This is a genomic window from Cohnella ginsengisoli (assembly GCF_029525555.1).
GTDB lineage: Bacteria > Bacillota > Bacilli > Paenibacillales > Paenibacillaceae > Cohnella > Cohnella ginsengisoli.
In genome coordinates this window covers 1,025,122-1,049,103 of the sequence record NZ_JAPDHZ010000003.1, presented here as the reverse complement: position 1 = coordinate 1,049,103, position 23,982 = coordinate 1,025,122, and the positions used below count along the sequence as shown (strand labels likewise).

Here is a 23,982-nt window from a genome sequence, read left to right as displayed (position 1 = left end):
CTATGCTACGATGTACCTGCGATTAAGAGCGCAAGTCATGCGCAACCAAGAGAGAGGAGGGGGGAACCGTGTCGGATATCGGCGCACCGACGGCTTACCGCGAGCTCCGAACCCGGGCAGGACCCGGCGAGAGAGCCAGGCGCTTCGTCAAATATCGCGCGCTGCTGCTCATGCTCGTACCCGGTTTTGTTTTTTTGATCATCTTCAATTATATCCCGATGTACGGGGCGATCCTGGCCTTCAAGGAATTCAAGATTATGGGAGGCATCGCGAACAGTCCCTGGGTGGGCATGAAGTACTTCGACAAGGCCTTCAATGACCCCCACTTCTACGTAGTGCTCAAAAATACGCTGATCATCAGCTTCTACAAGCTCTTGTTCGGCTTCCCGGTCCCGATCCTGTTCGCCATCCTGCTGAACGAGCTGCCGGGCCGCCGGTTCAAGCGATGGGTGCAGACGATCTCGTATCTGCCTCACTTTATCTCATGGATCGTCCTGTCGGGCATCTTCATCACGATCTTCTCGCTGGAAGGCCCGATCAACCTGCTGCTCAAGGCGATGGACCATCTTCCGATTATCTTCATGGCGGATGAGCATTACTTCCGGTCGATCCTGGTCGGGACCTCCATCTACCAGAGCTTCGGCTGGGGCTCGATCATCTATCTCGCGGCGATCGCGGGGATCGACCCGCAGCTCCACGAGGCGGCCATCATCGACGGCGCGGGACGGTTCAAGCGGATGCGCTATATCACGCTGCCGATGCTCGTGCCCGTCATCTCGATCATGCTGATCCTGTCCATGGGGTCCATCCTGGACGCCGGCTTCGATCAGATCTTCAATATGTACAACGCGCAGGTCATGGACGTAGCCGATATCATCGATACCTACGTGTACCGGATCGGACTCATCAACGCGAACTACAGCTACTCCACGGCGGTCGGGCTGTTCAAGTCGGTCGTGGCGCTCATCCTCGTCCTCGGCGTGAATCGGATCGTGAAGACGATCGGCGGGAACGAGCACACGCTGTGGTGATGCCGCAGAGCAAGGAGGTTCTACGATGGTGTACCGCAAGAGTCTTACGGGGAAAATGATCGACGCGCTGCTGTACGCCGGCATGGTCGTCCTGATGTTCGTCACGCTGTACCCCTTCTGGAGCCAGATCGTGCTGTCCCTGGAGGAAGGCGCCTCGGCCTATTCGACCGGCTTCATGCTCTTTCCGCGCCAGCTGTCGTTCGAAGCGTATCGCTTGGCCTTTCACTACACGCCGCTCTGGACGGGATATCTCAATACGATCGTCCGCACGGTGCTCGGCGTCGTCCTGATTCTCGTATTCACGGCGCTGACGGCGTATCCTTTGTCCAAGAAGGATCTGCCGCTCAACCGGACCTTCACGGGCTTGCTGCTGTTCACGATGCTGTTCAGCGGCGGGCTCATCCCGAACTATCTGCTCATCAAGAACCTGGGGCTGTTGAATTCGGTCTGGTCCCTCGTGCTGCCGGGCATGATCAGCGCGTTTAACGTGCTCATCATGCGCAACTTCTTCCGGTCGATCCCCGAGAGCCTCGAGGAGTCCGCCCGGGTGGACGGCGCCGGCTACGTCCGGATCTTCGTCAGCCTGATCGTGCCGCTCTCCACGCCGGTGCTGGCCACGGTCGCGCTGTGGGTCGGCGTCGGGCACTGGAATGCCTGGTTCGACAGCCTGATCTACATCTCGGACAGCCGCAAGCAGGTGCTGCAGGTCGTGCTGCGCAAGATCGTCATCGAGAACGATACCTCGAACCTGAACGCGATGATCCAGAAGATGAGCACGAACACCAAGTATACGGGCCGGCAGCTGCAATCGACGGTCATCGTCCTCTCGATCGTTCCGATGCTGGTCGTGTATCCCTTCGTGCAAAAATACTTCGTCAAAGGTGTCATGGTCGGTGCTATTAAAGGCTAAGTCCTTCAAATAGAGCTTCAACGGATCATCGGACAGATCATAAAAAAAGGGAGCGGTATCCAGATGGTTAAACGCATGAAGTGGCTCGCTGCAGGTCTAAGTGTCATCCAGGTGGGACTCATCGTCTCGGCGTGCGGCAACTCGAACAACAATGACAGCCCCTCGCCGGCAGCGGCGTCGGGCACGGCCGGCGCGTCGGCTTCCGCAAGCGCTTCAGGGGAAAAAATGAAGCTCATGGTATGGAACTTCGACGCGGACAAGACGAATCTCAACGGCTACGCGATGAACGCCATCCGGGAGAAGCTGGGCGTAGACCTCGACTTCTACACGTCCACCAACGACCCCGACGCGATCCGGGAGAAGCTACTGCTGCAGATCGCCTCGGGAGACATCCCGGACTGGTGGAAGGAAGTGCCCTTTGCCGACGCCGACAAGTTCGCGGATCAGGGCGCGGCCGCGGAGATCCCGCTGGACCTGCTGGAGAAGAACGCCCCGAACTATATGAAGTGGATGGAGAAGAACCTCGGCCCCGATCCGATGCGCTACGTGAGACGTCCGGACGGCAAGATCTACAGCCTGCCCGTCCTGTGGACGCTCGCCTCCTCCTCCGAGGTACTCGGCTACCGCAAGGACTGGCTGGAGAAGGTGGGCATCACGAAGACGCCGGAGACGATCGACGAGATGGGCGAGGCGCTGACCAGGTTCCGCAACGACGATCCGGACGGCAACGGCAAGAAGGACACCTACGGCATGACCGCCGTGACCACGTCGGGGCAAGGGCCTTCGATCGCCGCGATCTTCTCGCCGGTATTCGGCGCCTATGGGGTGTATCCGGGCGCGACGGTGGACATGGACGGCAAGGCGGTTCGCGGCGAGGTGGAGCCCGGCGCCAAGGAAGCGCTGACCACGTTGAGCAAATGGTTCAAGAGCGAACTGATCGATCCCGAATTCTTCGTCAATAAAGACACCAATCTCGACGATAAGGTCATCTCCAGCAAAGTGGGCGCCGTGGCCCGATCATGGTGGGAATTCATCCAGCCGGAAGCCTTCTTCAGCGGCAAGTATTACGTGAAGCTGCGCGAGCAGGTGCCGAACGCCGAGTGGGCGCTCAGCAGCGGGCCCAAGGGACCGGACGGCAAATTCGGCATCACGGAAGGCAACCCGATGCTCGGCACCGGCATTCAGTTCGGCATCCAGCTCGAGAAGGACCAGGCCAAGATGGCCAAGTACCTGCAGATGTTCGACGCCACCTCGTTCGACATGGATCTCTTCACCAAGATCAAGTATGGAGAAGAGGGCGTCACGTACGAGCGCAAGGAAGACGGCAGCTACGTCTATCTGCCGCCGTACGACAAGGAAGAGGAGCGGACGAAGTTCGGTATCGGCCCATACTACCATGCGCCGGCCAGCTTCAACGATTATGACTTTCAGGCGCCGTTCATGACCCGCAAGGATCTCATGCCGGTCAAGGAAGAGGCCGCGAGCAAGGGCATCGGCAAGTACGACTTCATGACGCCGCTGAGCAAGCCGGTCTATACGGAGTTCAAGGACGCGCTCGACCAGATGACGATCAAGAACTATATCAACTTCATTACGGGCAGACGTCCGATCGGCGAGTTCGACGCCTTCGTCGCGGAGTGGAAGAAGGCGGGCGGCGAGCAGGTGCTGGCGGAGGCGCAGGCCAAGCTGGACGAATTGAACAAAAAATAATACAGAACAAGGCTAGGCAGCGGCTGAAGCGAAGATCGAGGCGATAGAAGTGCGCTCCGGTGTTCGCTTCAGCGCTGTCCGCAGGTTCGCGAGGAGTGTGCATCCCGATGCGTATCGAAGGCGCTTATGAGGTAACGATCGCAGGTCCGCTGCGGAAGAAAAGCCAGCTGAAGGCGGTGGTACGATCGCTCGGCGGCGTGACAAAAGGAACTGAAACTGGAACCAAGGAAATCTCCTATAAATGGTTCAATTCGAATGCGAAGGAGGGAACTTACAACCCGGTGATCGGGGCGGTCCAGGATACGCTGCCGCTCGCCGCCGACGCCGTGGGCCGCTATTACAAATGCGAGGTCACGGTTCGCGAGGATGCCGATGGCGCCGTGCCCCGGTCCGCGACGAGCGATGCCGCAGGGCCGATCGCCGACGTGGAGGGCAATCCCAACACGGACTGGCTGCACCGCGCGCGCTACGGCATCTCCCACCATCTGCTGGCCGAGTTCATGAACCGCGTCGCCGCGGAGCCGGGAGAAGCGTGGCAGCCGGGCGAGTCTTGGGACGCGGTCATTAACGGCTTCGACGTAGACGCGTACGTGCAGCAGGTCGTGGAGACGGGCGCCGGCTTCGTCATCCTCACGACCGGGCAGAACAGCGGGTACCTGCTGTCGCCCAACGCGACGTACGACCGCATCGCGGGCGTGCAGCCGGGCGAGCGGGCTTCGACCCGGGACCTGCCGATGGAGATCGCCGAGGCGCTCGCTCCGCACGGCATCCGGCTCATCCTGTATTCCCCGGCGAATCCCCCCCAGCAAGGCGCACAAGAATGAGGGCGACTTCGCCATCAACAAGGCATTCGATTATCCGGTCGAGATCGCGCCGTCCCAGGAGACGCAGGCCAAATGGCAGGCGGTCATCCGGGAGTGGTCGGACCGGTACGGGGACAAGGTCGCGGGCTGGTGGTTCGACGGCATGTGGTTCCAGGAGGCTTACGACGATCTGAGCAAGCCTTACAACTGGTACAGCCTGGTGAACGCGGCCAAGTCCGGGAACGCCTCGCGGATCGTCGCGTTCAACGCCGGCATCGGCAGCGACATTCTCGTCAACTCCCCTTTCGAGGACTACATCGCTGGAGAGACCAACGAGATCGGACCGCTGCCGGCGGACGGACGTTGGGCGGACAAGGCGAACGGCGTGCAGTGGTTCCACTGGACATTCCTGGGCGAGTTCGTGAAGGATTTGGCCGGATGGGGCAATGCCGGCTTGAACTGGCCGACCGATGACCTCGTCTCCTGGGTGACGGAGGCGGTGGCCCGCGGCGGCGTCATTGCGCTGGACACGAAGGTCAACCGGTTCGGCCGGCTGGACCGGCAGCAGATGGCGCAGCTGCTGGCGATTAAGGACAGTCTGAAGGACAGTTAGGGCCCATATACGTAAAGGAGGCTCATGAGGATGACGAAGTCGATGATGACGATGGGATTTCTCAAGAAAAACGCATTATTCCGGATGCTATTGGTCGCGGCGATGCTGGTCGGACTCGCGATACCCAGGCAGCAGGCGTCCGCGCAGACGTACAATGCCAATACGGACTGGTTCATGCAGGGGAAGTACGGCCTCTTCGTCCAATGGCTCTATGGCGGCGGCGATATGACGGGCGACTGGAATACGCTGGTTAACGGCTTCAACGTCACGCGATTCGCCCAGCAAGCGAAAGAATCCGGGGCGAAGTACGTGATCTTCACGCTAGGGCAGAACTCCGGATACTTCGCTTCCCCCCAATGCGACCTATGATCTGCTGACGGGCAGGACCGCCGCGACGACCAAGATGTCCACGCGGGATCTGCCGATGGATCTATACGACGCGCTCGCGCCGTACGGCATCAAGCTGATGCTCTATCTTCCCGCGCGCACGCCCTCCGACGATCCCGACGTCGGCGACATCCTCGGGGATCCGGCGCCGATCTACGATCATCTGGCCACGCAGGATTTCCAGGCCAAGTGGGAGAGCATCATCCAGGAATGGTCGGACCGGTACGGCTCCAAGGTCGCCGGCTGGTGGTTCGACGGTACGTACAACAACGGCGCACAGTACGGCAAGCCGGACATCTCGCAGGCGTATACCGACTATACGAAGGCGCACAACTTCCAGACGTTCGCGGCGGCCGCGAAGCATGGCAACGCCAATGCCATCGTCGCCTTCGATCCCGGCCTGGCCGTCGATCTGCCGATGACGACGCACGCGGATTATATTACGGGCGAGCAGAATCAGCTGTCCATTCTCCCGTCGCAAGCCAATGCGGCCCCGTATACGAGGTGGATCGGCGGCATTCAGTGGAGCGAGACGGCCTACCAGGGCAACGACTGGAATAGCTTCGGGCTGAAGTATACGACGCCCTACATCGTCGATTATCTGTCGAAGGTGACCAATCAGAACGGCGTGCTGTCCTTCGGCCCGCATGTGGACAAGACCGGCAATATCAACGCGCCGCAGCTCGCGCAGCTGGTCGCGATCAAGAACGGCTTGCTCGGAAAAGGGCCCGGCGTCCAGGTGACGGACGATGCGGATGCCGCGTTTACTTATACGGGAACATGGGGGACGAGCATTCCTTCCGGGACGGGCTATTATAGCAATACCGGCCACTTCACCAAGACGCCGGGCAGCTACGTCCAGTACGCGTTCAACGGTACCAATGTCGTATGGTCGGGCGTGAAGGGGCCGGATCACGGGACCGCGGACGTCTATATCGACAATGTCCTGGATCAATCGGTCAATCTGTACGCCGCCAACCGGTTCGTCGACACGGAGATTTATTCCAAGACGGGCCTGACGCCGGGCAGCCATACGATCAAGATCGTGGCCCGCAGCGACAAGGACGCCGCGTCCACCGACTACTACGTCGAGGTCGATCGCATGAACGTCACGACGGGCATGCCGACGGCGACGGATGACGCCGCGAGCGGCATCGCGTATTCGGGCACGTGGCCGACCAGCATTCCGACTGGGACGGGCTACTACGGAGATACCGGCCACTTCTCGACGACGTCGGCCAGTTATGCGCAGTATACGTTTACCGGAAAAAGCATCGAGTGGTACGGCGTGCTGGGGCCGGACCACGGGAAGGCCGACGTGTACATCGACGGAACGCTGGACCAGACCGTCGACCTGTACAATGCCGAGCGCTACATCGACACGCTGCTCTATACGAAGCGGGATCTGTCCGCCGGCTCGCATACGATCAAGATCGTCGCGCGGAGCGACCGGAATGCCTCTTCGGTAGGCAGCTATGTCGAAGTCGACCGGTTCAACGTCTCGCAGGGCACGCCGGTCGTGACCCGGGACGACACCCATCCGAGCTGGAATTATGCCGGCACTTGGCTCACCAGCGTATCCGGCGTCGACTATTACAAGCATACGGGACACTACACCACCACGGCGGGTTCCTATGCCGAAGCGTCCTTCACGGGGACGAGCGTGGAGTGGGTGGGCAAGTTGGACGCGGACCACGGCAAAGCCGACGTGTACATCGACGGGACGCTGGACCGGACCGTCGACCTCTACAGCCCGAACCGCCATACGGGCATCACGGTATACAGCAAGCAGGACCTCCCCAGCGGGAACCACACGATCAAGATCGTGGCCCGTAGCGACAAGAACGTGATCGCCACGAATTATTATGTCGAGGTCGATGCGTTGATCTATCAGTAAGGAAAGAACCATGTAAACGGGACCGAGCGGAGAAGTTCTCCGCGCAGTCCCGTTTTTGCGTTCGCTCGATGTTATACTAAGGTTATTGCACCAACCCGCGGGAGGATATAAGGCCATGAACAAGGAAGATCAGGTCATTAGCGGCTTCAGGGATCTGTACAACAAGCTGGTATGGCTTAATAAGTCCAAGATGGAAGTCAGCCTGAAGGGGCACAAGCCTTCTGAGGTGCACTGTATTGAATACATCGGCAAGCATGCGGATGCCAACGTGACGAAGCTTGCAGAGCACTTTTACATGACGAGAAGCGCGATCAGCAAGATCGCGAAGAAGCTCATGGAGAAAGGGCTGATCGAGAGCTTCCAGCGGCCGGATAACAAGAAGGAAATTTATTTTAAGCTGACGGAGCGGGGCGAAGCCGTTAATCGAATCCATGAGCAGCTGCACAACGAGTTCCGGGAGCGGGACAAAGCGGTATTCGAGCCGATAACCGAGGCGCAATGGGATCAGATGATGCGCTTCGTGGAGCGGTACAGCCGACATTTGGATGCGGAGATGAAGAATCAGGGCGTCGATCGGACGCCGGAATGATTGGAATTCCAGACGTGAAATGAGGGGCAGCGCATCTCGTTGGAGAAGGGCTGCTTTTTTTTTGCTCTAAATTTTGTTGACAAGGAAACAAAATGACATTACGATTAGCATGTTTCCTGGGAAACAAAATATAAATCGTCAAGGAGAGAATATGCAATGACACTAGATAAAAAGGCGCTTCTATTCGGCCTGATGTCGGTGTTCCTGTGCGGCATCGGCTTTAGCATCGTCGCGCCCGTCGTTCCGTTCCTGGTGCAGCCGTATATCCGCGATCCCGGAGATCAAGCGACCGCGGTGACGCTGCTGACCGCCGTTTATGCAGGCTGCGTGTTTTTTTGCCGCTCCCGTACTGGGCGCGCTGAGCGACAGATACGGCCGTCGCCCGCTGCTCTTGCTCTGCCTGCTCGGCTCCGCTATCGGTTACTTCGTTTTCGGCATCGGCGGCGCGCTGTGGGTGCTGTTCGCCGGGCGTATCATTGAAGGGATTACGGGCGGGAGCATCGGCACGATTTTCGCCTACTTTGCGGACATCATCCCGCCGGAGCAGCGGACCAAGTACTTCGGATGGGCGGGCGCGGTCGTCGGCGCGGGCACCGTCATCGGCCCGACGCTCGGCGGGTTGCTGGCCAAGTTCGGTTATGCGGCGCCCATGTATTTCGGAGCCCTCATCACTTTATTGAACGTTGTTTTCGGATTCTTCTTTATGCCGGAGAGCCTCGCCAAGCCGAACAGATTGAAGAAGATCGCCCCGTCCAGATTGAATCCTTTTGCGCAGCTTGCCGCCATCTTGTCCGCCAAAAATTTGAGCAGGCTCCTCGTCGCAGCGTTCTTGCTCTGGGTTCCCAACGGTTCGCTGCAGGCCCTGTTTTCGCAATTTTCCATGGATACGTTCGCGTGGAAGCCTGCGCTGATCGGACTGATGTTCTCGATCATGGGCGTTCAAGACATCGTATCGCAAGGCTTGATCATGCCCAAGCTGCTGAAGAAACTTGGCGATAAGCAAATCGCGTTCCTCGGGATGGCTGCGGAAATGACGGGCTATGGCTTGATTGCGGCATCGGCTTTGCTCTCGTTCTATCCGCTATTAATCGCCGGTATGTTTGTCTTCGGATTCGGCGACTCGATCTTCGGGCCTTCGTTCAATGGAATGCTGTCGAAGTCCGTGGATGCGAGCGAGCAAGGACGGATTCAGGGCGGCAGCCAATCGATTCAGGCGCTGGCCAGGATGATCGGGCCGATCGCCGGGGGGCAAATCTATGTCTTGCTGGGGCATGAAGCGCCTGCCGTGATGGGGATTATATTGATCGCGGCGGCCATTCCGGTATTATTGGCATTCAGGCAGACGCTGAGGCTGTGACGCTTAACCCGCAAGATGCGCACATTGAAAAGTGCCACCTAGCGGGTTATTTCGGTTATAGCCGCAGCTCCTCGAAAGGGGTGACGGCATGTCTTGAACGCTAAAAGGTACAGCTCCCTTGGAAGCTCGGGAGACTGTACCTTATTGATACTTCTATTGCGCGGTCAGAATTTGCGGACCTTCGGCCGTGACGGCGATCGTATGCTCGTATTGAGCGGCGAGCTTGCGGTCCAGCGTCCGCGCGGTCCAGCCGTCCGCATCGATGGTCATGTTGTAGGTGCCTTCGGTGATCATGGGCTCGATCGTGAATACCAGGCCCTCCTTGAGACGGAGGCCTTTGCCGGGCTTGCCGACATGCATATAGTTCGGCTCCTCGTGCAGGTCCCGGCCTATGCCATGCGCGAGCAGGTCGCGCACGACCCCGAAGCCGTTCGATTCGGCATGCTGCTGGATGGCGCTCGTCACGTCGCCGAGCCGATTGCCGGGCTGCGCCAGCGCGATGCCGAGGTCGAGGCATTCCTTGGTGACGCGCATGAGCTTCTCGGCCGTAGGCGAGATCTTCCCGACCGCATAAGTCCAGGCCGAATCGCCGAGCCAGCCGTCGAGCTCCGCGACCGTGTCGATCGTCACGATATCGCCCTCCGCAAGCGGCTTGTCGCTGGGGAAGCCATGCGCGATCACGTCGTTGACGGAGGCGCAGGTCGTATATTGATAGCCCTTATAGCCCTTCGTGTAGGGCTTGGCGCCGTGCTTCAGGATGATCTCGTCGAAGATGCGTTCGATCTCGTTCGTCGTGATCCCCGGCTGGATGAGCGGGGCGATCGTGCGGTGACATTCGGCCACGACCTGGCATGCCTTGCGGATGGCCTCGATTTCGTGCTTGCTTTTTAAAATGACCATGTCGGATCAGGACTCCTTCGTAATGGCTTGCATCGCGAGCTTGGCGATTCGGTCGACGTCCAGCTCGGAAGTGCCCGCATAGTAGCGCAGCCCGCAGCAGCCGACCAGCAGGGCAAACATATAATCGATACCGTCGTCTGCGCGCCGGACGATCGATTGGAGCGGAACGTACAGCCGATCCATGAATCGTCTCTTGGCGGCTTGCCGATCCTTCTCAGGCAATCCCGCATAATGCTCCGCCGCCATCTTGTAGACGAGATAGGCGCGGGCATCCGACTGCCACAGCCGGAGCAGCGCCGTGCAATAAGCCAACAGCTGCCTGTCGTCCGCGCTGCCGCCGCAGCTTGCCGTCCATTCTGCCAGGGCTTGCTCGCATCGCTCGAAGCCGCTGTCCAGCACGTCCTCTATTAATAAATGCCGGTTCGGGTAGTAATGGTATACCGTGCCGTAGCCGAGCTTGGCTTCGCGGGCGACGTCGCGAATATCGAAGCCGCCTCCCGTATGGAAGTAGGCGCGCGCTGCGGCGTCCAGGATCTGTTCTCTGCGTTGCAAGCGGATGCGCTCGTTTTGTTCTTTGGTGCGGGGGGCACATGAACGCTTGAATCCTCCTTATATAGACCTGCATATTTGTCGATATAAAAATCGTAACGCACGGAGCGGGGATATGCAAGTCGGCACTGGACCAAAAGAGCGAAGTCTCGCTTGGCGGCTCCGAGCGGATCCCTTCATTTTTTGGCGATTTCACCACCGGATGACATTAACTCGCATCCGACTTAACATCGGCCTTCTATAATCTCATTTATTGGCCCTATGCATGAATGAGAGGATGTGCCTTACTTGAGAAAAAGTCAAAAGAGCCTTGCCCGAATCATCGTCGGATCGATGGCGGTGCTATTCGCCGTTCCCTTAGCCGTGCCTGCGACGGCCAAGCATGTCGCGCTAGCGGCCCCGACCGTCCCCGACGCCGACGGCGTGCTGATGCTGGAGAACTTCGAGTCCGGCAACGCCGGGGCCGTCAAATTGAATCCGAAGCGAGTCGTCTCGGCCAGCGCGTCGATCGAGGACGATATAGAGCACGTGAGGAACGGCAACTACTCGCTGAAGATCGATTACGACATGATCGACGTCGTCGACAATCCGTCGCAGCTGGAGCTGGCTCCCGGTGCCGGCAGCATCGCGATTCAAGGCAAACCGCTCAAGGTCGGCCTATGGGTATACGGCAGCAACGACGGCCATCTGTTGACGACCAAGTTCCGCGACAGCAAAGGCTCGTCCTTCACGCCCCAATACTATGCGGACGCGTCCGTCGGCGTGAACTGGACGGGCTGGAAGTACATAGAGGTCGACGTGCCTCAGGACAAGATCGAAGGCAGCTCGCTGGAGCTCTACTTCCAGCTGAAGCAATCGGACATGTCCAAGAAGAACAAAGGCTCCGTCTGGATCGACGACGTCCAGCTGATCTACGAGGACAAGGGGCTCGATCGGGAAGTACCCGCGATTCAGGCCGTCTCTCCGGCGCCGAATGCGCTGCTGACGAGCGACCTGGATAAGTTCGAGGTGAGCATTCAGGACGTGCAAGCGGGCACCGACAAGATGTCCGGCATCGACCCGAGCTCGATCTCGCTCCTCGTAGACGGGAAGGATCTGACGACCCAGTCGGCTTACTCGGAGGAAACGAAGCTGCTGACCCTGCCGGCGGCGCTCATCACGAGCGGATACCACGAGGTGGTCGTGTCTGCCAAGGATCAGGACGGCAATCCGGCCCGGCTAAGCTATTCCTTCACGGAAGATGCCGGCGAGCGCCTCGTCATGTCGGCTCCGGCCGAGGCGGTCAGCAACGAGCTGTACGAAGTGACCGTATCCCTCGCCGGAGACCGGACGAGCAAGTCCTCGAAGGTCGAACTTCAATATGACCCAAGCACGCTGACGGTCGAGCAGATCGTTGCCAAGAACGGCACGACGGCGACCAAGACGTCGGATGCCGGCGGTAAGCTTCAATTCGACGTGAAAGACATCTCATCCGCCGGCGAGCTGGCCACGGTGCAGTTCCGCGTCAGCCCGGATGCCGTGCTGAGCCGCGGCGAGAGCTTCAAGCGCGTGAAGATGAGCGCGGGCACGCTCGCATCGGATGCCGCTGCGGTCTCTTCCTTGGCCCAGCCGATCCGCTATACGATTGCCTTTCCTTACTTGATGACGGTTGAGGGCGTCGGACTGAATTCGACGTCGACCTTCAAGGTGACGACGCATGACGGCACGCCGTTCGCGGGGGCGGACGTCTACCTGCGCGGCATGCTCGAGCAGATGGCCGTCGTGAAGTTAAGCGCGCAAGCGTCGGTGTATGAGGACGACGATACGTCCGAGCCCGTGGTGGCTACCCTTCCCGAAGGCACGCGTGTCTACGGGACCCCGGAAGCGGACCACGGCTGGTTCGAAGTCATGCTGCCCGACGGCGCCACGACCGGGTACGTGGAAGAGACGAACGTGGACGCCGCGTCGATCGTTCCTTTAAACCTGTCCTTGGGCCGGACGGACGAGAAGGGCGAGCTGAAGACGAATCTGACGACACTGGCGCTCGGGACGTACAAGGCGCAAGCGGTCGTCGGCAGCAAGAACAGCGCGGCGATGAGCTTCGAGGTCGTCGAGCCGTACGGTAATCTGAAGCCGGAATACGTACAGACGTACGTGACGGAGGATCTGTCGTCGCAACTGAGCGTGGGATGGATCACGAGCCCGATGGCCCAGGCGAACTACATTCAATATGTGAAGGCAGCCGATTGGGCGAAGGACGCGCCGGCGCCTGACGCCTCGAAGGTCACGACCGTCGAAGCGGAGAGCGCCAACCAAGTGCTCAGCGAGCTGGAAAACGGACCGAAGGGCGAGATCCGGTTCAACACGGCGCTGATCGGGGGCTTAAGCGAGTCGACGGCCTACAAGTATCGCGTCGGCAGCGAAGGCGCGTGGAGCGATTGGTACGACTACGCGACGACGGACGCGAAGACATCCACGCCGGTGTCGTTCGTGTTCGTGACGGACTCCCACGTCAAAGCCGACAACGGCAAGGTGACGTACCAATCCCTCGTTCAGAACGCGCTCGATCAGTATCCGGATACTCAATTCCTGATGCATGGCGGCGACGCGGTTGATGTCGGCGGGGCGTTTGCGGAGTGGAAACGATTCTGGGAAGCTTCGGCAAGCTACGCGACGTTCCTTCCTTCGGCGACGACGCTCGGCAACCACGACGTGAAGGCGGAGGGCAAAGAGGTCTATGCCAAGGGCGCGAGCCTGCCGGACAATGGACCGGAGGCGTACAAGGAGTACGCTTATGCCTACGATGTGGACGATACGCACTTCGTCGTCCTGAACTCCGAAGGCACGAAGGAGCAGATGGCCTTGCAGGCGGATTGGCTGCGCAAGGACCTGGACGGCAACAAGAAAAAATGGACCATCGCGATGTTCCATCGTCCCGTCTACCACACGGAAGCCGGCCGCGGGGATCTTGCGGAGGACGTGAAAATTTATTTTGCCGATATCCTCGAGAGCCGCAAGGTCGATCTGGTCCTCGTCGGTCACGATCACGTGTACGCGCGGACGTATCCGATGGCGGGCGGCAAGGTCGCTGCCAGCGGCACCGGTACCGTGTACCTGGATGGCGGCTCGTCCGGCTGGAAGTTCTACGATGGCGAGAAGTACGATTACCTGAACTTCTCGTACGATGACGACGTGCCTGTCTATACGCATGTTCGAGTCGCCGACGACGCGATGAAGGTCGAAGCCAGAACGCTGACCGGCGAGCTCGTCGATTCGTTCGCTATTGCCAAGACGAGCGGGACGACGGATCCTGGTACGCCAGGACCGGGTACGCCGAACAACCAGACCGGTTCAGGAGACACGGGCAAGACGGTCTACGAGCTGACCGAGAAGGAGCTGCAAGCGGTCCAGTCGAACGGCGAGCTGACGGTGAAGGTGGCCGGCACGGTTCAGCAATTGAAGATCGGAACCGGCATGTTGTCCAAGCTGGCCGCCAACAAAGTCGGCTCCCTGGTCATCCAAGGCGACGGACAGCCGGGCATTCGGATCGAGGCCGCGCAGCTGAGTGCGCCTGCCGACGGGTCCGATCTCGTCCTGACGTGGAAAAAGGAGGAATTCGCGAATGCCGGCGCACTGAAGCAGCTCGCGACGGCACCGAACGCGGAAGCCTCCGGCCGCATAGCCTTCACCGTGGCTTCGAACGGCAAGGCCTTCGCGTATAAGCTGGATTGGAACGGCTTGTCCCTGACGCCTTATACGAATCTGTACCGGGTGACCGACAGCGGCAGCCTGGAACTCGCGGCCTTCAGCATCGTTAATCAAAAGCAGGCGGCGTCTTTGTCCTCGGGCGCGACGTACGCGGCGATTGAAGTGAAGCACGATTATTCGGATCTTGCGGCGTCCCATTGGTCTTATCCGTACGTCCAGATGCTGTCCGGCATCGGCGTGATGCAAGGTACCGGCAACGGGCAGGTAAGCGCGGACAAGAAAGTGACGAGGGCGGAATTCACGGCGATGATCGCCAGAGCGCTTGGGCTGAAGGCATCGGGCGCGGCTGCATTCGCGGACGTGAAAGGAAATGCCTGGTACGGCGCGGCTGTCGCCGCGGCGGCAGAGAACGGCATCGTGACGGGCGACCGCGGCGGCCGCTTCAACCCGAACGCGGACATCTCGCGGCAGGAAATGGCCGTCATGCTCCAACGGGCCCTGGAATATCGCAAGGTTGCCGTTCCTCAAGAAGGCGGCGGCGCGAGCTTTTCGGATCAGGCCGATCTCGCGGATTGGGCGCGCGACGCGGCTCAAGCATTACGCAAGCTTGGCCTCATGGAGGGCGATGCAACGGGCAGCTTCAAGCCGCTTGACCCGGCCAGCCGTGCGGAGACCGCCAAAGTGATCTCGATGCTCTTGTTCCAATAATCGCTCAGGTTGAAGCACAAAGCTGAATCGAAGCTGACATTGTCAAACGGGACGGAGCAGAGAAATTTTCTGCTTCGTCCCGTTTGCGTTTTTGGCCTATCGCTACTGTTTTGGCCGCTCCCGCATTTGGCGCGCATTTGATGTCGACGCCCGCCCGTTTCGTATGGATGCCGGCTCAAGGAGTTTCGAAGGGGGGCGTCGAATCCCTTTGGGTATGGAATTCAGCCCAAGCGAATTAAAGGGGATAATCGGGAAATGGCCAACATACTTGTCGCGGACGATGACGCGCATATTCGCAAGCTTATCGCCTTGTATTTGCGTAACGAAGGATTTGACGTCTTCGAAGCGAAGGACGGCGTCGAAACCCTCTCTGTCCTGGAGCGCTCGGCCGTCGATATGGCGATTATCGATATTATGATGCTGCATATGGACGGCTGGGAATTGTGCAGGGAGATCCGACGACTGTACGCGGACATGCCGCTGCTCATGGTCACGGCCATCGGAGAAGCCGGTCAGAAGGTGAAGGGATTCCAGCTCGGTACGGACGATTATGTGACCAAGCCGTTCGATCCCGTTGAGCTTGTCATGAGAGTAAAGGCGCTGTTGAAGCGTTATCGAATCGCAGCCTCCCAGATCGTTCAACTAGGCGGAATCGTGTTGGACCGGCGAGCCCATAAAGTCGTCCGCGAAGGCGAAGCGCTTCTGTTGCCGTTAAAAGAGTTTGAACTATTATTCAAGCTGGCTTCTCACCCGGGGCAGATCCTGACCAGAGAACAGCTCATCGTTCAAATTTGGGGGATGGATTATGAGGGCGACGACCGAACCGTCGATGTTCATATCAAACGGATAAGGGAGCGCTTCGCCGAAGATGCCGGGCATTTCCGAATCGAGACGGTCCGCAGTCTCGGATACCGGCTCGAGGTGAATAGATGACGAGGTCCTTGTACGTCCGCGTCGTGTTCACGTTTTTGGCGGCCATGCTCATCGGTCTGCTAGTCTCCATTCTTGCCGCGCTTGCGCTATTCGAGGCAAAAATAGACCGGATCGGGCAGAACGATCTGATCGCCGCGGGCGAAGAGATCGTTCGCGTCTATGCGCAGACGCACCCGGCCGATATGGGGGCGTTCATGCAAAGCATGGTGAAGCTAAGTTCCTACTCCGTTCAACTGTACGCCGACGCAGGCGTCATGAGATCGTTCAAGTACAGCGCCGACGCGGACGAGCTTGCGATCTCGCAGGAAGCCGTTCGTCAAGTAAAGGAGGGGACGATCTACCGATCGACCCGCAAGGACAAGGCGACGTTTATCGGACTGCCGTTCCAAATCGGAAGCGAGCGGCAAGCTTTATTTTTGCTGCCCTCCTCCAAAAACGAACCGACGCTCATTCGCTTGATGCTGACCATCCTCTTGTTCGTTTTGATTACGGGAAGCATCTGCATTCTCATCGCCGCCATCTATGTGGTCAAACCGATCAAGGCGCTAACCGCCGCCACCCGACGACTGGCGAAGGGCGACTTCGACGTGAAGCTGGGCGTGAAGCGCAAGGACGAACTGGGCACCTTGGCTCGGCGCTTTAACGAGATGGCGGTCGGGCTCAAACAATTGGAGCGGATGCGTCAGGACTTCGTCTCGAATGTGTCGCACGAGATTCAGTCACCGTTGACATCCATATCCGGATTTGCGAAAGCGCTCAAGGATATGAACGCCATCCCCGAAGAGGAGCGCATTCAGTATCTGGATATCATCCTGACGGAGAGCGGTAGATTATCCAGGCTCAGCGACAATTTGCTCAAGCTCGCCTCGCTCGATTTCAATCGGCAACCGATGGACGATGCCACGTTCCGGCTTGACGAACAGATCAGGCAAGTCGTCGTGAGCTGCGAACCGCTCTGGTCGGCGAAAAACATCGATGTGCATCTGGATCTGCCCCAGGCTGCCGTAATAACGGCCGATAAGGATCAACTCAACCAAGTATGGATGAACCTCCTCGTCAACAGCATCAAGTTTACGCCCGAAGGCGGACGCATCCATGTGCAAATAACCGCTTGCACGGACGCCTATCTCTTGACCCTATCCGATTCGGGCATCGGCATTGCGCCTGAACAACTTGGCCGGGTTTTCGAGCGTTTTTACAAGACGGATCGGTCCAGAAGCGACAGCGAAGGCAGCGGTCTTGGTCTGTCCATCGTCAAAAAAATCGTCGAGCTTCATCGCGGCGACATTCGCATAGAAAGCAAAGTCGGACTGGGCACGAAGGTCATCGTCGAGCTGCCTGCCGCTCCGCCTGTCAAAGCGTAAACCGGTTCACGCTCCGTTCATATTTCTTTCCTACTCTTCCGTATGTATCGCATGGGGGGCTAGGGAGTAAATGAATGGAAGGTGTTGGAACATGAGCGTGATCGGGACGATCGATTCGGTAAAATGGCTGACGGTTTATGAGCTGGCGATGTGCGTCATCAATTTATTCGTGTTGACGCTTTACGCCGTGCCTGTCAAGAAGCATTACAGATGGTTTGATTTTTTACCCGGCGCAGGGATGCTTGCGGCGATCGCAAGCCTTCTGTCCGGGGACGCGACCCTGCTGGCGCTGATCGTCGATTCGCTGACGTTGGCCGTGTTTTTATGCACCGCGAGGAGACTGTATAAGCCTAAGGCTTGGGCCGCTCCGAAGAGGAAGGTATTCCGAATCGTAAGGAGCGTCATCTGCGTATGCGGCGTTGTCCCCATCATACTCGCGTTGGCGTATGCGGGAGTCATGCGGTACAACCCGGTTAGCGATCTTAGCGGATTGAGCTACGCCGAAGCTTTTGTGAAAATGAACGAGCGCTTGTCGCGGGAGTATCCGTTCGGCGAATGGAAGCGCATCGACTGGGAGGCGCTCCGAAGCAAGTACGAGCCGCTATTCGAACAGGCTGAGAACGACAAAAACTTCGATTTGTACTATACAACGTTAAGAGAATACCTGTTCTCCCTGAACGACGGGCATATCAAAATCGTGAACGATAACGTGTACGATGGGAATACGGTGTTTAAAAAAGGAAGTCGGCGGCGGCTTCGGGCTAAGCGCCGTACAGTTGGATAACGGCAAAGTTCTCGTGAGTCTGGTCCTGGAGAACAGCCCCGCCGCCAGGAGCGGAATCAAGCTGGGCGCGGAAATCGTCTCATGGGACGGAATGACGGGAGCGGAAGCCTTCGAACGAACGAGCTGGAGCGAGAACGGAACGGCTACGGATGAGGGGAAAAGGTTCAATCAGGGACGGTTCATGGTGCGGGCGCCGATCGGCAAGGAAGTACAGGTCGAATATCGCAATTGGGGGTCGTCCGAGACGGAACGAACGAAGCTGACGGCGTATGACGATCAATTCGAGACGTTGAAGAAAACGAAGAACAAGCTGACCCCGGCCGACCTGGAGGCATCTCCCATTGAAGGCGAAATGCTTGACAACGGCTACGGCTATGTGAAAATCAAGCATTTTCTTCCCAAGTCAAATGTCGCTTCGCCCGAAAAAAAACTGGCGGACCTGTTGAGGATGTTTAAAGCGAAAAATGCGAAAGGCCTGATCATCGATCTGCGGGATAATCCCGGCGGAGAAGATCAGCTTGCCGCCAATCTGGCCGGCTTCTTCGTCAACAAGGAGAAAATCTATGAATACGTCAGCTATTACAACAGATATACGGGCAAGTTTGAACTGAACCGGAATGAGGTCATCAAGGTCAAGCCTTCAAAGCCTTACTATGACGGCAAGGTAGCGATCTTGATCAATAGCAGAACCGGCAGCTCGGGAGAAGGAATGCCGCTTGTTCTAAAAGGGATGCCGAATGTCAAAATCGTAGGATTTACCTCCACGGCCGGGTCGTTCGGCCTCGTGAGCAGCCCGATCGAGATCAAGATGCCGGAAGGCTACGTCATCCATTTCCCCGATGGAAGGTCGCTCAACCAGGATAAAACGGTCCAGGGCGACGCCGATGCATCCGGCGTAGGGGGCGCGGTTCCCGACATCCAAATTCCCCTCAACGAAGCAACGTTTAAAGAAAGCGTAATGGAAGGGCAGGATGTCGAGCTGAAGTATGCGACCGGCGCGATGGAGAGATAGCATCGGCGGGGCGGTTGCGATCATTTTTGAAAATGGACAGCAAGCAGACGCGCGGCGTCTGCTTGTTTGTCTTTGCTGCGCTTGGCGATGCCGCCGAAGCCTAGCTGCAATTTTCCTTCACTTCGACCCCGTCGTTCTGAATCGTGATCGTGGAATAGCCGGACGCGCTCTCCGTGTACGAGCATACCGTTCGTTGAACCGTGTCTCCGCGCGAATTCGTGTACTTGAGATAGATGCCGCCCTCGCCGTTCATGCGCAGCTTGGGACTGATCACCTTTTTTGTCTCCCGCCTTGATCGTTTTCGCGAAGGTGTGTTTAGCGTTGCTCTTGACCGCTTGGCCGGAGCCGCCGCCGCCCAGAATGCCCGTCTCGACCGAGACCAGGTCGTAATCGGACTGATTGACCACGGTTACGGAGAAGCTTCGGAAGCGCTGGAACAGTTCGTCGTTCGTCCTCCACAGCACGAAGAGGGACATCAACAGGACGGCTACGGCTGCAGGCAAGGCGACCGCGACGATCGCGACTTTCGTGTTTCTTTTCATCATTCGTCATCCCCCCTTCTATAATTAGACACTTTAGGTCTATGGAAAGTTACATCCAATAAACGCGTTGACATGACACTAAAAGGTGTCATATAATTGAAAGCGTCACCAAACGGTGTCCGATCAGAAGGGAATAGAACTTAGGAGAGGGTGTTGTGAGCGACAAGAACCAATTGCGGGACGTGTTTGATGCGATCGCGGATCCGGCGAGGCGCCGGCTGATTCGTCTGTTGGCGGAGGCGGAGGAGATTCCGCTGCACGAATTGACGGAGCAGTTTTCCATGTGCCGGACGACGGTCTCCAAGCATTTGACCATCCTCAAGGACGCCGGGCTGGTCGTCTATCGCAAGGTCGGCAGGGAAACGCGATACAGGCTCAACGCCTCTCCGCTCAGGGAAGTTCAAGATTGGGTCGCTCACCACAGCAAGTTCTGGAACGGAAATTTACGGCGCTTAAGCCAACTATTAGAGGAGGAACGACCATGAGTTTGTCTTTATCCCTGGATTTTGAGTACGAGACGTCGATCGAAAAGCTATGGTCCGCTTTGACCGATTCCAGCAAGCTGGCCAAGTGGATCGCCAATATCCACACCGGCAAGCCGATGGAAAACAACTTCGAGCCGGTCGTCGGTCATCGCTTTCAATTCCGCACGGAGCCTTCGCAGTATTGGGACGGCATCATCGACGGCGAGGTGCTCGTCGTAGAAGCGCCGAATAAGGTGTCCTACACGTGGGCCAGCGGCGACGAGAAGCATACGGTCACGTGAACGCTTCAGGATCTGGGCGACGGCAAGGTGAACCTGCATCTCGAGCAAACCGGCTTCTCCAACGTGCACGGTCTCGAAGGCGCGCGTCACGGCTGGACCCAATGGTGCGGCGAGCTGGAAAAAGCATTGGCGGCCTAAGGCGAGGGGAGAATCGTTCGATGAATATCGTATTGATCGTTCTGCAGAGTTTTCTGATTTTCCCGATGGCGGGCGGCGGCGCGACCAAGCTGGCCGGATCCAAAAATTTCGTCGACATGTTCGATTCGCTGAGATTGCCGCAATGGTTCAGGGTCGTGACGGGGACCGTTCAGATCGTCGGCGCGATCGGACTGGTCATCAGCTATTGGAAGCCGGAGGTGCTTCAGTGGGCGGGCATAGGGATCGCCTTCACGATGTTCGTGGCCGTCCTGGCGCACTTCAGAGTGAAGCATCATGCGAGCAGCGCGGTGCCGGCATTGTTTATCACGCTGGTTGCCGTTGCGCTGATCGTCGTCCGGCAGGTTGCATGAAGAAAAGCGAGCCGTACGGTCGCCGGATGCCGGTGCCTGTGCGGCTCGTTTAATGAACGGCGCACCTTCCGGCGTGACTTCTTAAGAAAAATTTAAACGTTTTCGGGGCAAAACATTAAACATTTCCCGCTAAACTGCATGTAACCGATGCAGAGGAGCGTGGAACGAATGAACGTAAAATATTTTTCGCCCGTATTATGGATCAAGCTCGGCGCCGCCGCCTTGTTTGCCGGCTACCTTTACATATTGATCAAGATCATCCTGTTCAAGTTCGGCGACGTGAACGTCTCCTTGCTCGGACGCCTGATGCTGAAGACGGCCGAGCAGCCAGCCAATATCGTCTATCGCTGGCAGTCCGCCAACCTGACGCCGCTCGTATCGATTAGGGAAAACGTCGCGGGCCTGCCGCACATGCACGACACGTTCAACCTGTTCGGCAACATCGCGCTGTTTATCCCGCTCGGTCTGTTCCTCGGCTTGTTCGTCGGATGCCGTCTGTCCGCCGTGCTCTTCTATGCGCTCAGCATCAGCCTCGCGCTCGAGACCGCGCAGCTGATCTCCGCCATGGGCAGCTTCGACGTGGACGACTTGATCCTGAACACGCTAGGCGGCGCGATCGGTTACGGACTGTTCGCCGGCTCGGGGATTGCACGGGGCAGGCAGACTCAAGCGGGCTGATCGTTATAGGCAATGAATCAAATGGCCATTCCAACAGGGACGGCCATTTTTTTGCTTGCACCTGACGTTACGTCATGAATTACGATGGGGTCACCGGTAACCATCTCGCGCGCGATGAAGGAGCTATTTATGCCATTTATGCTGTCAGAAAAAATGTTCAGTAAGGGAGGCGTTCTCCCATGACGAAGGCCGGCATCCGCGAATGGAGCGGGCTTGCGGTCCTTGCGCTGCCCGCCCTGCTCGTCTCGATCGATCTCTCCGTCATGATCCTCGCGCTGCCGCATATCGGCGCAGCGCTCGGCGCCGACAGCGCGCAGCAGCTGTGGATCATCGACATTTACGGATTTATGCTCGCCGGATGCCTGATCACCATGGGGACGCTGGGAGACCGGATCGGCCGGCGCAAGCTGCTGTTGATCGGCGGCTCTGCATTCATGCTGGCTTCGATCATGGCCTCATTTTCCACAAGTCCCCAGATGCTTATCGCGGCACGCGCGATCCTCGGCATTGCCGGGGCGACCGTATCCCCATCTACGCTAGCCTTGATTAGCAGCATGTTCCGCGACGCCAAGCAGCGCGCCTTCGCCATCGGGATATGGCTGACATGTTCGATGGGCGGCATGGCGCTGGGGCCAGTGGTCGGCGGCGTCATGCTGGAGCACTTCCGGTGGGGCTCAGTTTTCCTGCTGGGCGTGCCCGTGATGCTGCTTCTGCTCATCGCCGGTCCTTTGCTGCTGCCCGAATACCGGCACTCCCAAGCAGGGAGGCTGGATGGGATCAGCGTGGCGCTGTCGCTCGGCGCGATCCTGCCTGTCATCTACGGTCTGAAGGAGATAGCGCAGCACGGGCTGCAAATGACGCCTGCGCTGCTAATCCTGGGTGGCGTCGCCCTGGGCGCGGCGTTCGTATCGCGGCAGCGCAGGCTGGCGAGTCCGCTGCTCGATCTGCGGCTGTTCGCCAGTCCGGGATTCGGCGCCGCGCTAGGGGCCATGTTCGGCGTCACGCTGACGGGAGCGATCATGCTCTTCATCGCGCAGTACCTTCAATTCGTGCTCGGCATGTCGCCGCTTCAAGCGGGCTTGTATACGCTACCCGGGGTGATCGGTTCGATGGCCGGCATGTTTTTCTCGCCGCTGCTCGCGCGCCGGATTCGACCGGCCCGATTGATCGGCGGCGGGCTGCTGGTATCGGCCGCAGGCTGCGTGCTGTTGACCCAGGCGGGCGTCGATTCGGGTATTGCGCTGGTGATCGCCGGCTATATCTGCTTCAGCATGGGGGCTGCTCCGCTGCCGAGCCTGTCGAGCGACCTCGTCGTCGGTTCGGCGCCGCCGGAGAAGGCAGGATCGGCGGCCGCCATGCTGCAGACCAGCGGCGAATTCGCCTTCGCGCTGGGCATCGCGGTGTTAGGCAGCGTCGGAACGGTCGTCTATCGCAGTCAGGTGGCGGACGCGATTCCTGCCGAATTGCCGGCATCCGCGGTACAAGCCTCGCGCGACAGTCTCTCCGGTGCAGTCTCGATCGCGGAAGGCCTCCCCGCGCAAGTCGGACGGACGCTGCTCGCGGGCGCGCGCGAAGCCTTTGCGAGCGGGATGCATGCGGTCGCGGCAGTCTGCGGCGCGATCATGCTCGCGATCGCCGTCCTTGTCGTTATGCGGCTGCGGCACTTAAGGCCGATCGGAGAGACGCAATCGAGCCAGGCCGAGGGCAATCCGGAGGACGCGCAGGGCGCTTCGGTGTCGTAAAGGACGATAAAAATGAGGACCAGCCTAGCGAAGCCCATAGATGCGCCTAGCTCCATAACGCAAACGACCATCCCTTCCGGATGGCCGTTTGTTTAGGTTCGTTCCATGCATAAAACGCTCGCATGAATTGTCTGCAAAAGATGCGAGTACTGAAAACGAAAGCGAGAGAAACGCTGCCGCCCATAATATAGTGTAATCGGCACATGAATTTTACACATTTCCAAATAGGAGAAGCTCTAGAATGGACGAGGCGGAGAAATTTTAGTCGCGTTTCATTTCGGAGGAGCGGGGAGTATGTATCGTCCCCAAAGCCATATGCCCCAAACTGCTACAATAACTAGTACCAGAATCGTAATTACTAGCGTTCTAAACCACCATTTCTGTCGCAGAGAATCACCTCATATCGAAGTTAATCGATCACGAAGAAATCATCAAAGGACTGCCCGTCCAATTCGAACAGCAATCGATAAACGCCAAGCTTTTTATTTGGAGAGCAGCAGATTAGGCATCG

20 protein-coding genes and 2 pseudogenes are annotated in these 23,982 nt (G+C 58.4%); 19 read left to right on the top strand and 3 right to left on the bottom strand.

Annotated elements, in window-relative coordinates; genetic code table 11:
• Positions 1 to 68 precede the first annotated feature (68 nt).
• From OMP38_RS16110 to OMP38_RS16070, 9 genes and pseudogenes are all read left to right on the top strand, one after another.
• The gene (locus tag OMP38_RS16110) at positions 69 to 1,031 is read left to right on the top strand and encodes an ABC transporter permease (RefSeq protein WP_277566039.1); all 963 of its coding nucleotides are present in this window, start codon (positions 69 to 71) and stop codon (positions 1,029 to 1,031) included.
• Positions 1,032 to 1,056: 25 nt separating this feature from the next.
• A complete protein-coding gene (locus OMP38_RS16105) occupies positions 1,057 to 1,941 on the top strand; it encodes a carbohydrate ABC transporter permease (RefSeq protein WP_277566038.1) in 885 nt (294 codons plus the stop codon).
• Positions 1,942 to 2,004: 63 nt separating this feature from the next.
• Positions 2,005 to 3,651: a type 2 periplasmic-binding domain-containing protein gene (locus OMP38_RS16100; RefSeq protein ID WP_277566037.1), complete on the top strand. Its 1,647-nt coding sequence runs from the start codon at positions 2,005 to 2,007 to the stop codon at positions 3,649 to 3,651.
• A 107-nt stretch (positions 3,652 to 3,758) separates the two neighbouring features.
• Positions 3,759 to 4,475: a hypothetical protein gene (locus OMP38_RS16095; RefSeq protein ID WP_277566036.1), complete on the top strand. Its 717-nt coding sequence runs from the start codon at positions 3,759 to 3,761 to the stop codon at positions 4,473 to 4,475.
• A 142-nt stretch (positions 4,476 to 4,617) separates the two neighbouring features.
• A complete protein-coding gene (locus OMP38_RS16090) occupies positions 4,618 to 5,067 on the top strand; it encodes a hypothetical protein (protein ID WP_277566035.1) in 450 nt (149 codons plus the stop codon).
• A 30-nt stretch (positions 5,068 to 5,097) separates the two neighbouring features.
• Entirely contained in the window at positions 5,098 to 5,436 is a 339-nt protein-coding gene (locus tag OMP38_RS16085; protein WP_277566034.1) for a hypothetical protein, read from the top strand.
• Between the two features lie 34 nt (positions 5,437 to 5,470).
• Positions 5,471 to 7,351 carry a hypothetical protein gene (locus OMP38_RS16080; protein ID WP_277566033.1) on the top strand — a complete coding sequence of 627 codons (1,881 nt, stop codon included), beginning with the start codon at positions 5,471 to 5,473 and terminating at the stop codon, positions 7,349 to 7,351.
• A 115-nt stretch (positions 7,352 to 7,466) separates the two neighbouring features.
• Positions 7,467 to 7,940: a MarR family transcriptional regulator gene (locus OMP38_RS16075; RefSeq protein WP_277566032.1), complete on the top strand. Its 474-nt coding sequence runs from the start codon at positions 7,467 to 7,469 to the stop codon at positions 7,938 to 7,940.
• A gap of 156 nt (positions 7,941 to 8,096) precedes the next feature.
• Positions 8,097 to 9,297, top strand: a pseudogene (locus tag OMP38_RS16070) (MFS transporter).
• Between the two features lie 153 nt (positions 9,298 to 9,450).
• Here the strand turns inward: OMP38_RS16070 and map are convergent.
• Positions 9,451 to 10,197, bottom strand: coding sequence for a type I methionyl aminopeptidase (gene map / locus OMP38_RS16065; RefSeq protein ID WP_277566031.1), 747 nt, complete (start codon positions 10,195 to 10,197; stop codon positions 9,451 to 9,453).
• A 6-nt stretch (positions 10,198 to 10,203) separates the two neighbouring features.
• Positions 10,204 to 10,749 (bottom strand): TetR/AcrR family transcriptional regulator, encoded by a 546-nt coding sequence (locus tag OMP38_RS16060; RefSeq protein WP_277566030.1) that lies wholly within the window; start codon positions 10,747 to 10,749, stop codon positions 10,204 to 10,206.
• A gap of 285 nt (positions 10,750 to 11,034) precedes the next feature.
• Here OMP38_RS16060 and OMP38_RS16055 point away from each other — a divergent pair, with 285 nt between their 5' ends.
• From OMP38_RS16055 to OMP38_RS16035, 5 genes are all read left to right on the top strand, one after another.
• The gene (locus tag OMP38_RS16055; protein ID WP_277566029.1) at positions 11,035 to 15,141 is read left to right on the top strand and encodes an S-layer homology domain-containing protein; all 4,107 of its coding nucleotides are present in this window, start codon (positions 11,035 to 11,037) and stop codon (positions 15,139 to 15,141) included.
• Positions 15,142 to 15,396: 255 nt separating this feature from the next.
• Positions 15,397 to 16,074: a response regulator transcription factor gene (locus tag OMP38_RS16050; RefSeq protein ID WP_277566028.1), complete on the top strand. Its 678-nt coding sequence runs from the start codon at positions 15,397 to 15,399 to the stop codon at positions 16,072 to 16,074.
• On the top strand, positions 16,071 to 17,438 hold the full coding sequence (locus tag OMP38_RS16045) for a sensor histidine kinase (RefSeq protein ID WP_277566027.1): 1,368 nt from the start codon (positions 16,071 to 16,073) through the stop codon (positions 17,436 to 17,438). Before OMP38_RS16050 ends, OMP38_RS16045 begins: the two co-directional genes overlap by 4 nt.
• Before the next feature lie 91 nt (positions 17,439 to 17,529).
• Positions 17,530 to 18,222, top strand: a complete 693-nt coding sequence (locus OMP38_RS16040) for a hypothetical protein (protein ID WP_277566026.1) — start codon at positions 17,530 to 17,532, stop codon at positions 18,220 to 18,222.
• Complete coding sequence (locus OMP38_RS16035; protein WP_277566025.1) at positions 18,215 to 19,234, top strand: S41 family peptidase; 1,020 nt, start codon at positions 18,215 to 18,217, stop codon at positions 19,232 to 19,234. The genes OMP38_RS16040 and OMP38_RS16035 overlap by 8 nt, the downstream gene beginning before the upstream one ends.
• 20 nt (positions 19,235 to 19,254) lie before the next feature.
• On the opposite strand, the gene OMP38_RS16030 is transcribed toward OMP38_RS16035, so the two are convergent.
• A complete protein-coding gene (locus OMP38_RS16030; RefSeq protein WP_277566024.1) occupies positions 19,255 to 19,779 on the bottom strand; it encodes a hypothetical protein in 525 nt (174 codons plus the stop codon).
• 152 nt (positions 19,780 to 19,931) lie between these two features.
• Here OMP38_RS16030 and OMP38_RS16025 point away from each other — a divergent pair, with 152 nt between their 5' ends.
• The 5 genes and pseudogenes from OMP38_RS16025 to OMP38_RS16005 all read left to right on the top strand — a co-directional run bounded on the left by OMP38_RS16025 (position 19,932) and on the right by OMP38_RS16005 (position 23,471).
• A complete protein-coding gene (locus OMP38_RS16025; RefSeq protein ID WP_277566023.1) occupies positions 19,932 to 20,261 on the top strand; it encodes an ArsR/SmtB family transcription factor in 330 nt (109 codons plus the stop codon).
• Positions 20,258 to 20,680: pseudogene (locus tag OMP38_RS16020) on the top strand (SRPBCC family protein). Before OMP38_RS16025 ends, OMP38_RS16020 begins: the two are co-directional and overlap by 4 nt.
• Positions 20,681 to 20,700: 20 nt before the next feature.
• Positions 20,701 to 21,051 carry a DoxX family protein gene (locus OMP38_RS16015; RefSeq protein ID WP_277566022.1) on the top strand — a complete coding sequence of 117 codons (351 nt, stop codon included), beginning with the start codon at positions 20,701 to 20,703 and terminating at the stop codon, positions 21,049 to 21,051.
• Between the two features lie 168 nt (positions 21,052 to 21,219).
• On the top strand, positions 21,220 to 21,729 hold the full coding sequence (locus OMP38_RS16010; protein WP_277566021.1) for a VanZ family protein: 510 nt from the start codon (positions 21,220 to 21,222) through the stop codon (positions 21,727 to 21,729).
• 179 nt (positions 21,730 to 21,908) lie between these two features.
• Positions 21,909 to 23,471, top strand: coding sequence for an MFS transporter (locus OMP38_RS16005; protein WP_277566020.1), 1,563 nt, complete (start codon positions 21,909 to 21,911; stop codon positions 23,469 to 23,471).
• The last annotated feature ends 511 nt before the right edge of the window (positions 23,472 to 23,982 follow it).

Bases quoted from the DNA above. Each gene is read 5' to 3' on its own strand.
- OMP38_RS16105 (WP_277566038.1), top strand. From the start codon at position 1,057: ATGGTGTACCGCAAGAGTCTTACGGGGAAAATGATCGACGCGCTGCTG.
- map (WP_277566031.1), bottom strand. From the start codon at position 10,197: ATGGTCATTTTAAAAAGCAAGCACGAAATCGAGGCCATCCGCAAGGCA.
- OMP38_RS16100 (WP_277566037.1), top strand. From the start codon at position 2,005: ATGGTTAAACGCATGAAGTGGCTCGCTGCAGGTCTAAGTGTCATCCAG.
- OMP38_RS16030 (WP_277566024.1), bottom strand. From the start codon at position 19,779: ATGATGAAAAGAAACACGAAAGTCGCGATCGTCGCGGTCGCCTTGCCT.
- OMP38_RS16090 (WP_277566035.1), top strand. From the start codon at position 4,618: ATGTGGTTCCAGGAGGCTTACGACGATCTGAGCAAGCCTTACAACTGG.
- OMP38_RS16080 (WP_277566033.1), top strand. From the start codon at position 5,471: ATGTCCACGCGGGATCTGCCGATGGATCTATACGACGCGCTCGCGCCG.
- OMP38_RS16015 (WP_277566022.1), top strand. From the start codon at position 20,701: ATGAATATCGTATTGATCGTTCTGCAGAGTTTTCTGATTTTCCCGATG.
- OMP38_RS16010 (WP_277566021.1), top strand. From the start codon at position 21,220: ATGAACGTAAAATATTTTTCGCCCGTATTATGGATCAAGCTCGGCGCC.
- OMP38_RS16095 (WP_277566036.1), top strand. From the start codon at position 3,759: ATGCGTATCGAAGGCGCTTATGAGGTAACGATCGCAGGTCCGCTGCGG.
- OMP38_RS16045 (WP_277566027.1), top strand. From the start codon at position 16,071: ATGACGAGGTCCTTGTACGTCCGCGTCGTGTTCACGTTTTTGGCGGCC.
- OMP38_RS16005 (WP_277566020.1), top strand. From the start codon at position 21,909: ATGACGAAGGCCGGCATCCGCGAATGGAGCGGGCTTGCGGTCCTTGCG.
- OMP38_RS16040 (WP_277566026.1), top strand. From the start codon at position 17,530: ATGAGCGTGATCGGGACGATCGATTCGGTAAAATGGCTGACGGTTTAT.
- OMP38_RS16075 (WP_277566032.1), top strand. From the start codon at position 7,467: ATGAACAAGGAAGATCAGGTCATTAGCGGCTTCAGGGATCTGTACAAC.
- OMP38_RS16085 (WP_277566034.1), top strand. From the start codon at position 5,098: ATGACGAAGTCGATGATGACGATGGGATTTCTCAAGAAAAACGCATTA.
- OMP38_RS16050 (WP_277566028.1), top strand. From the start codon at position 15,397: ATGGCCAACATACTTGTCGCGGACGATGACGCGCATATTCGCAAGCTT.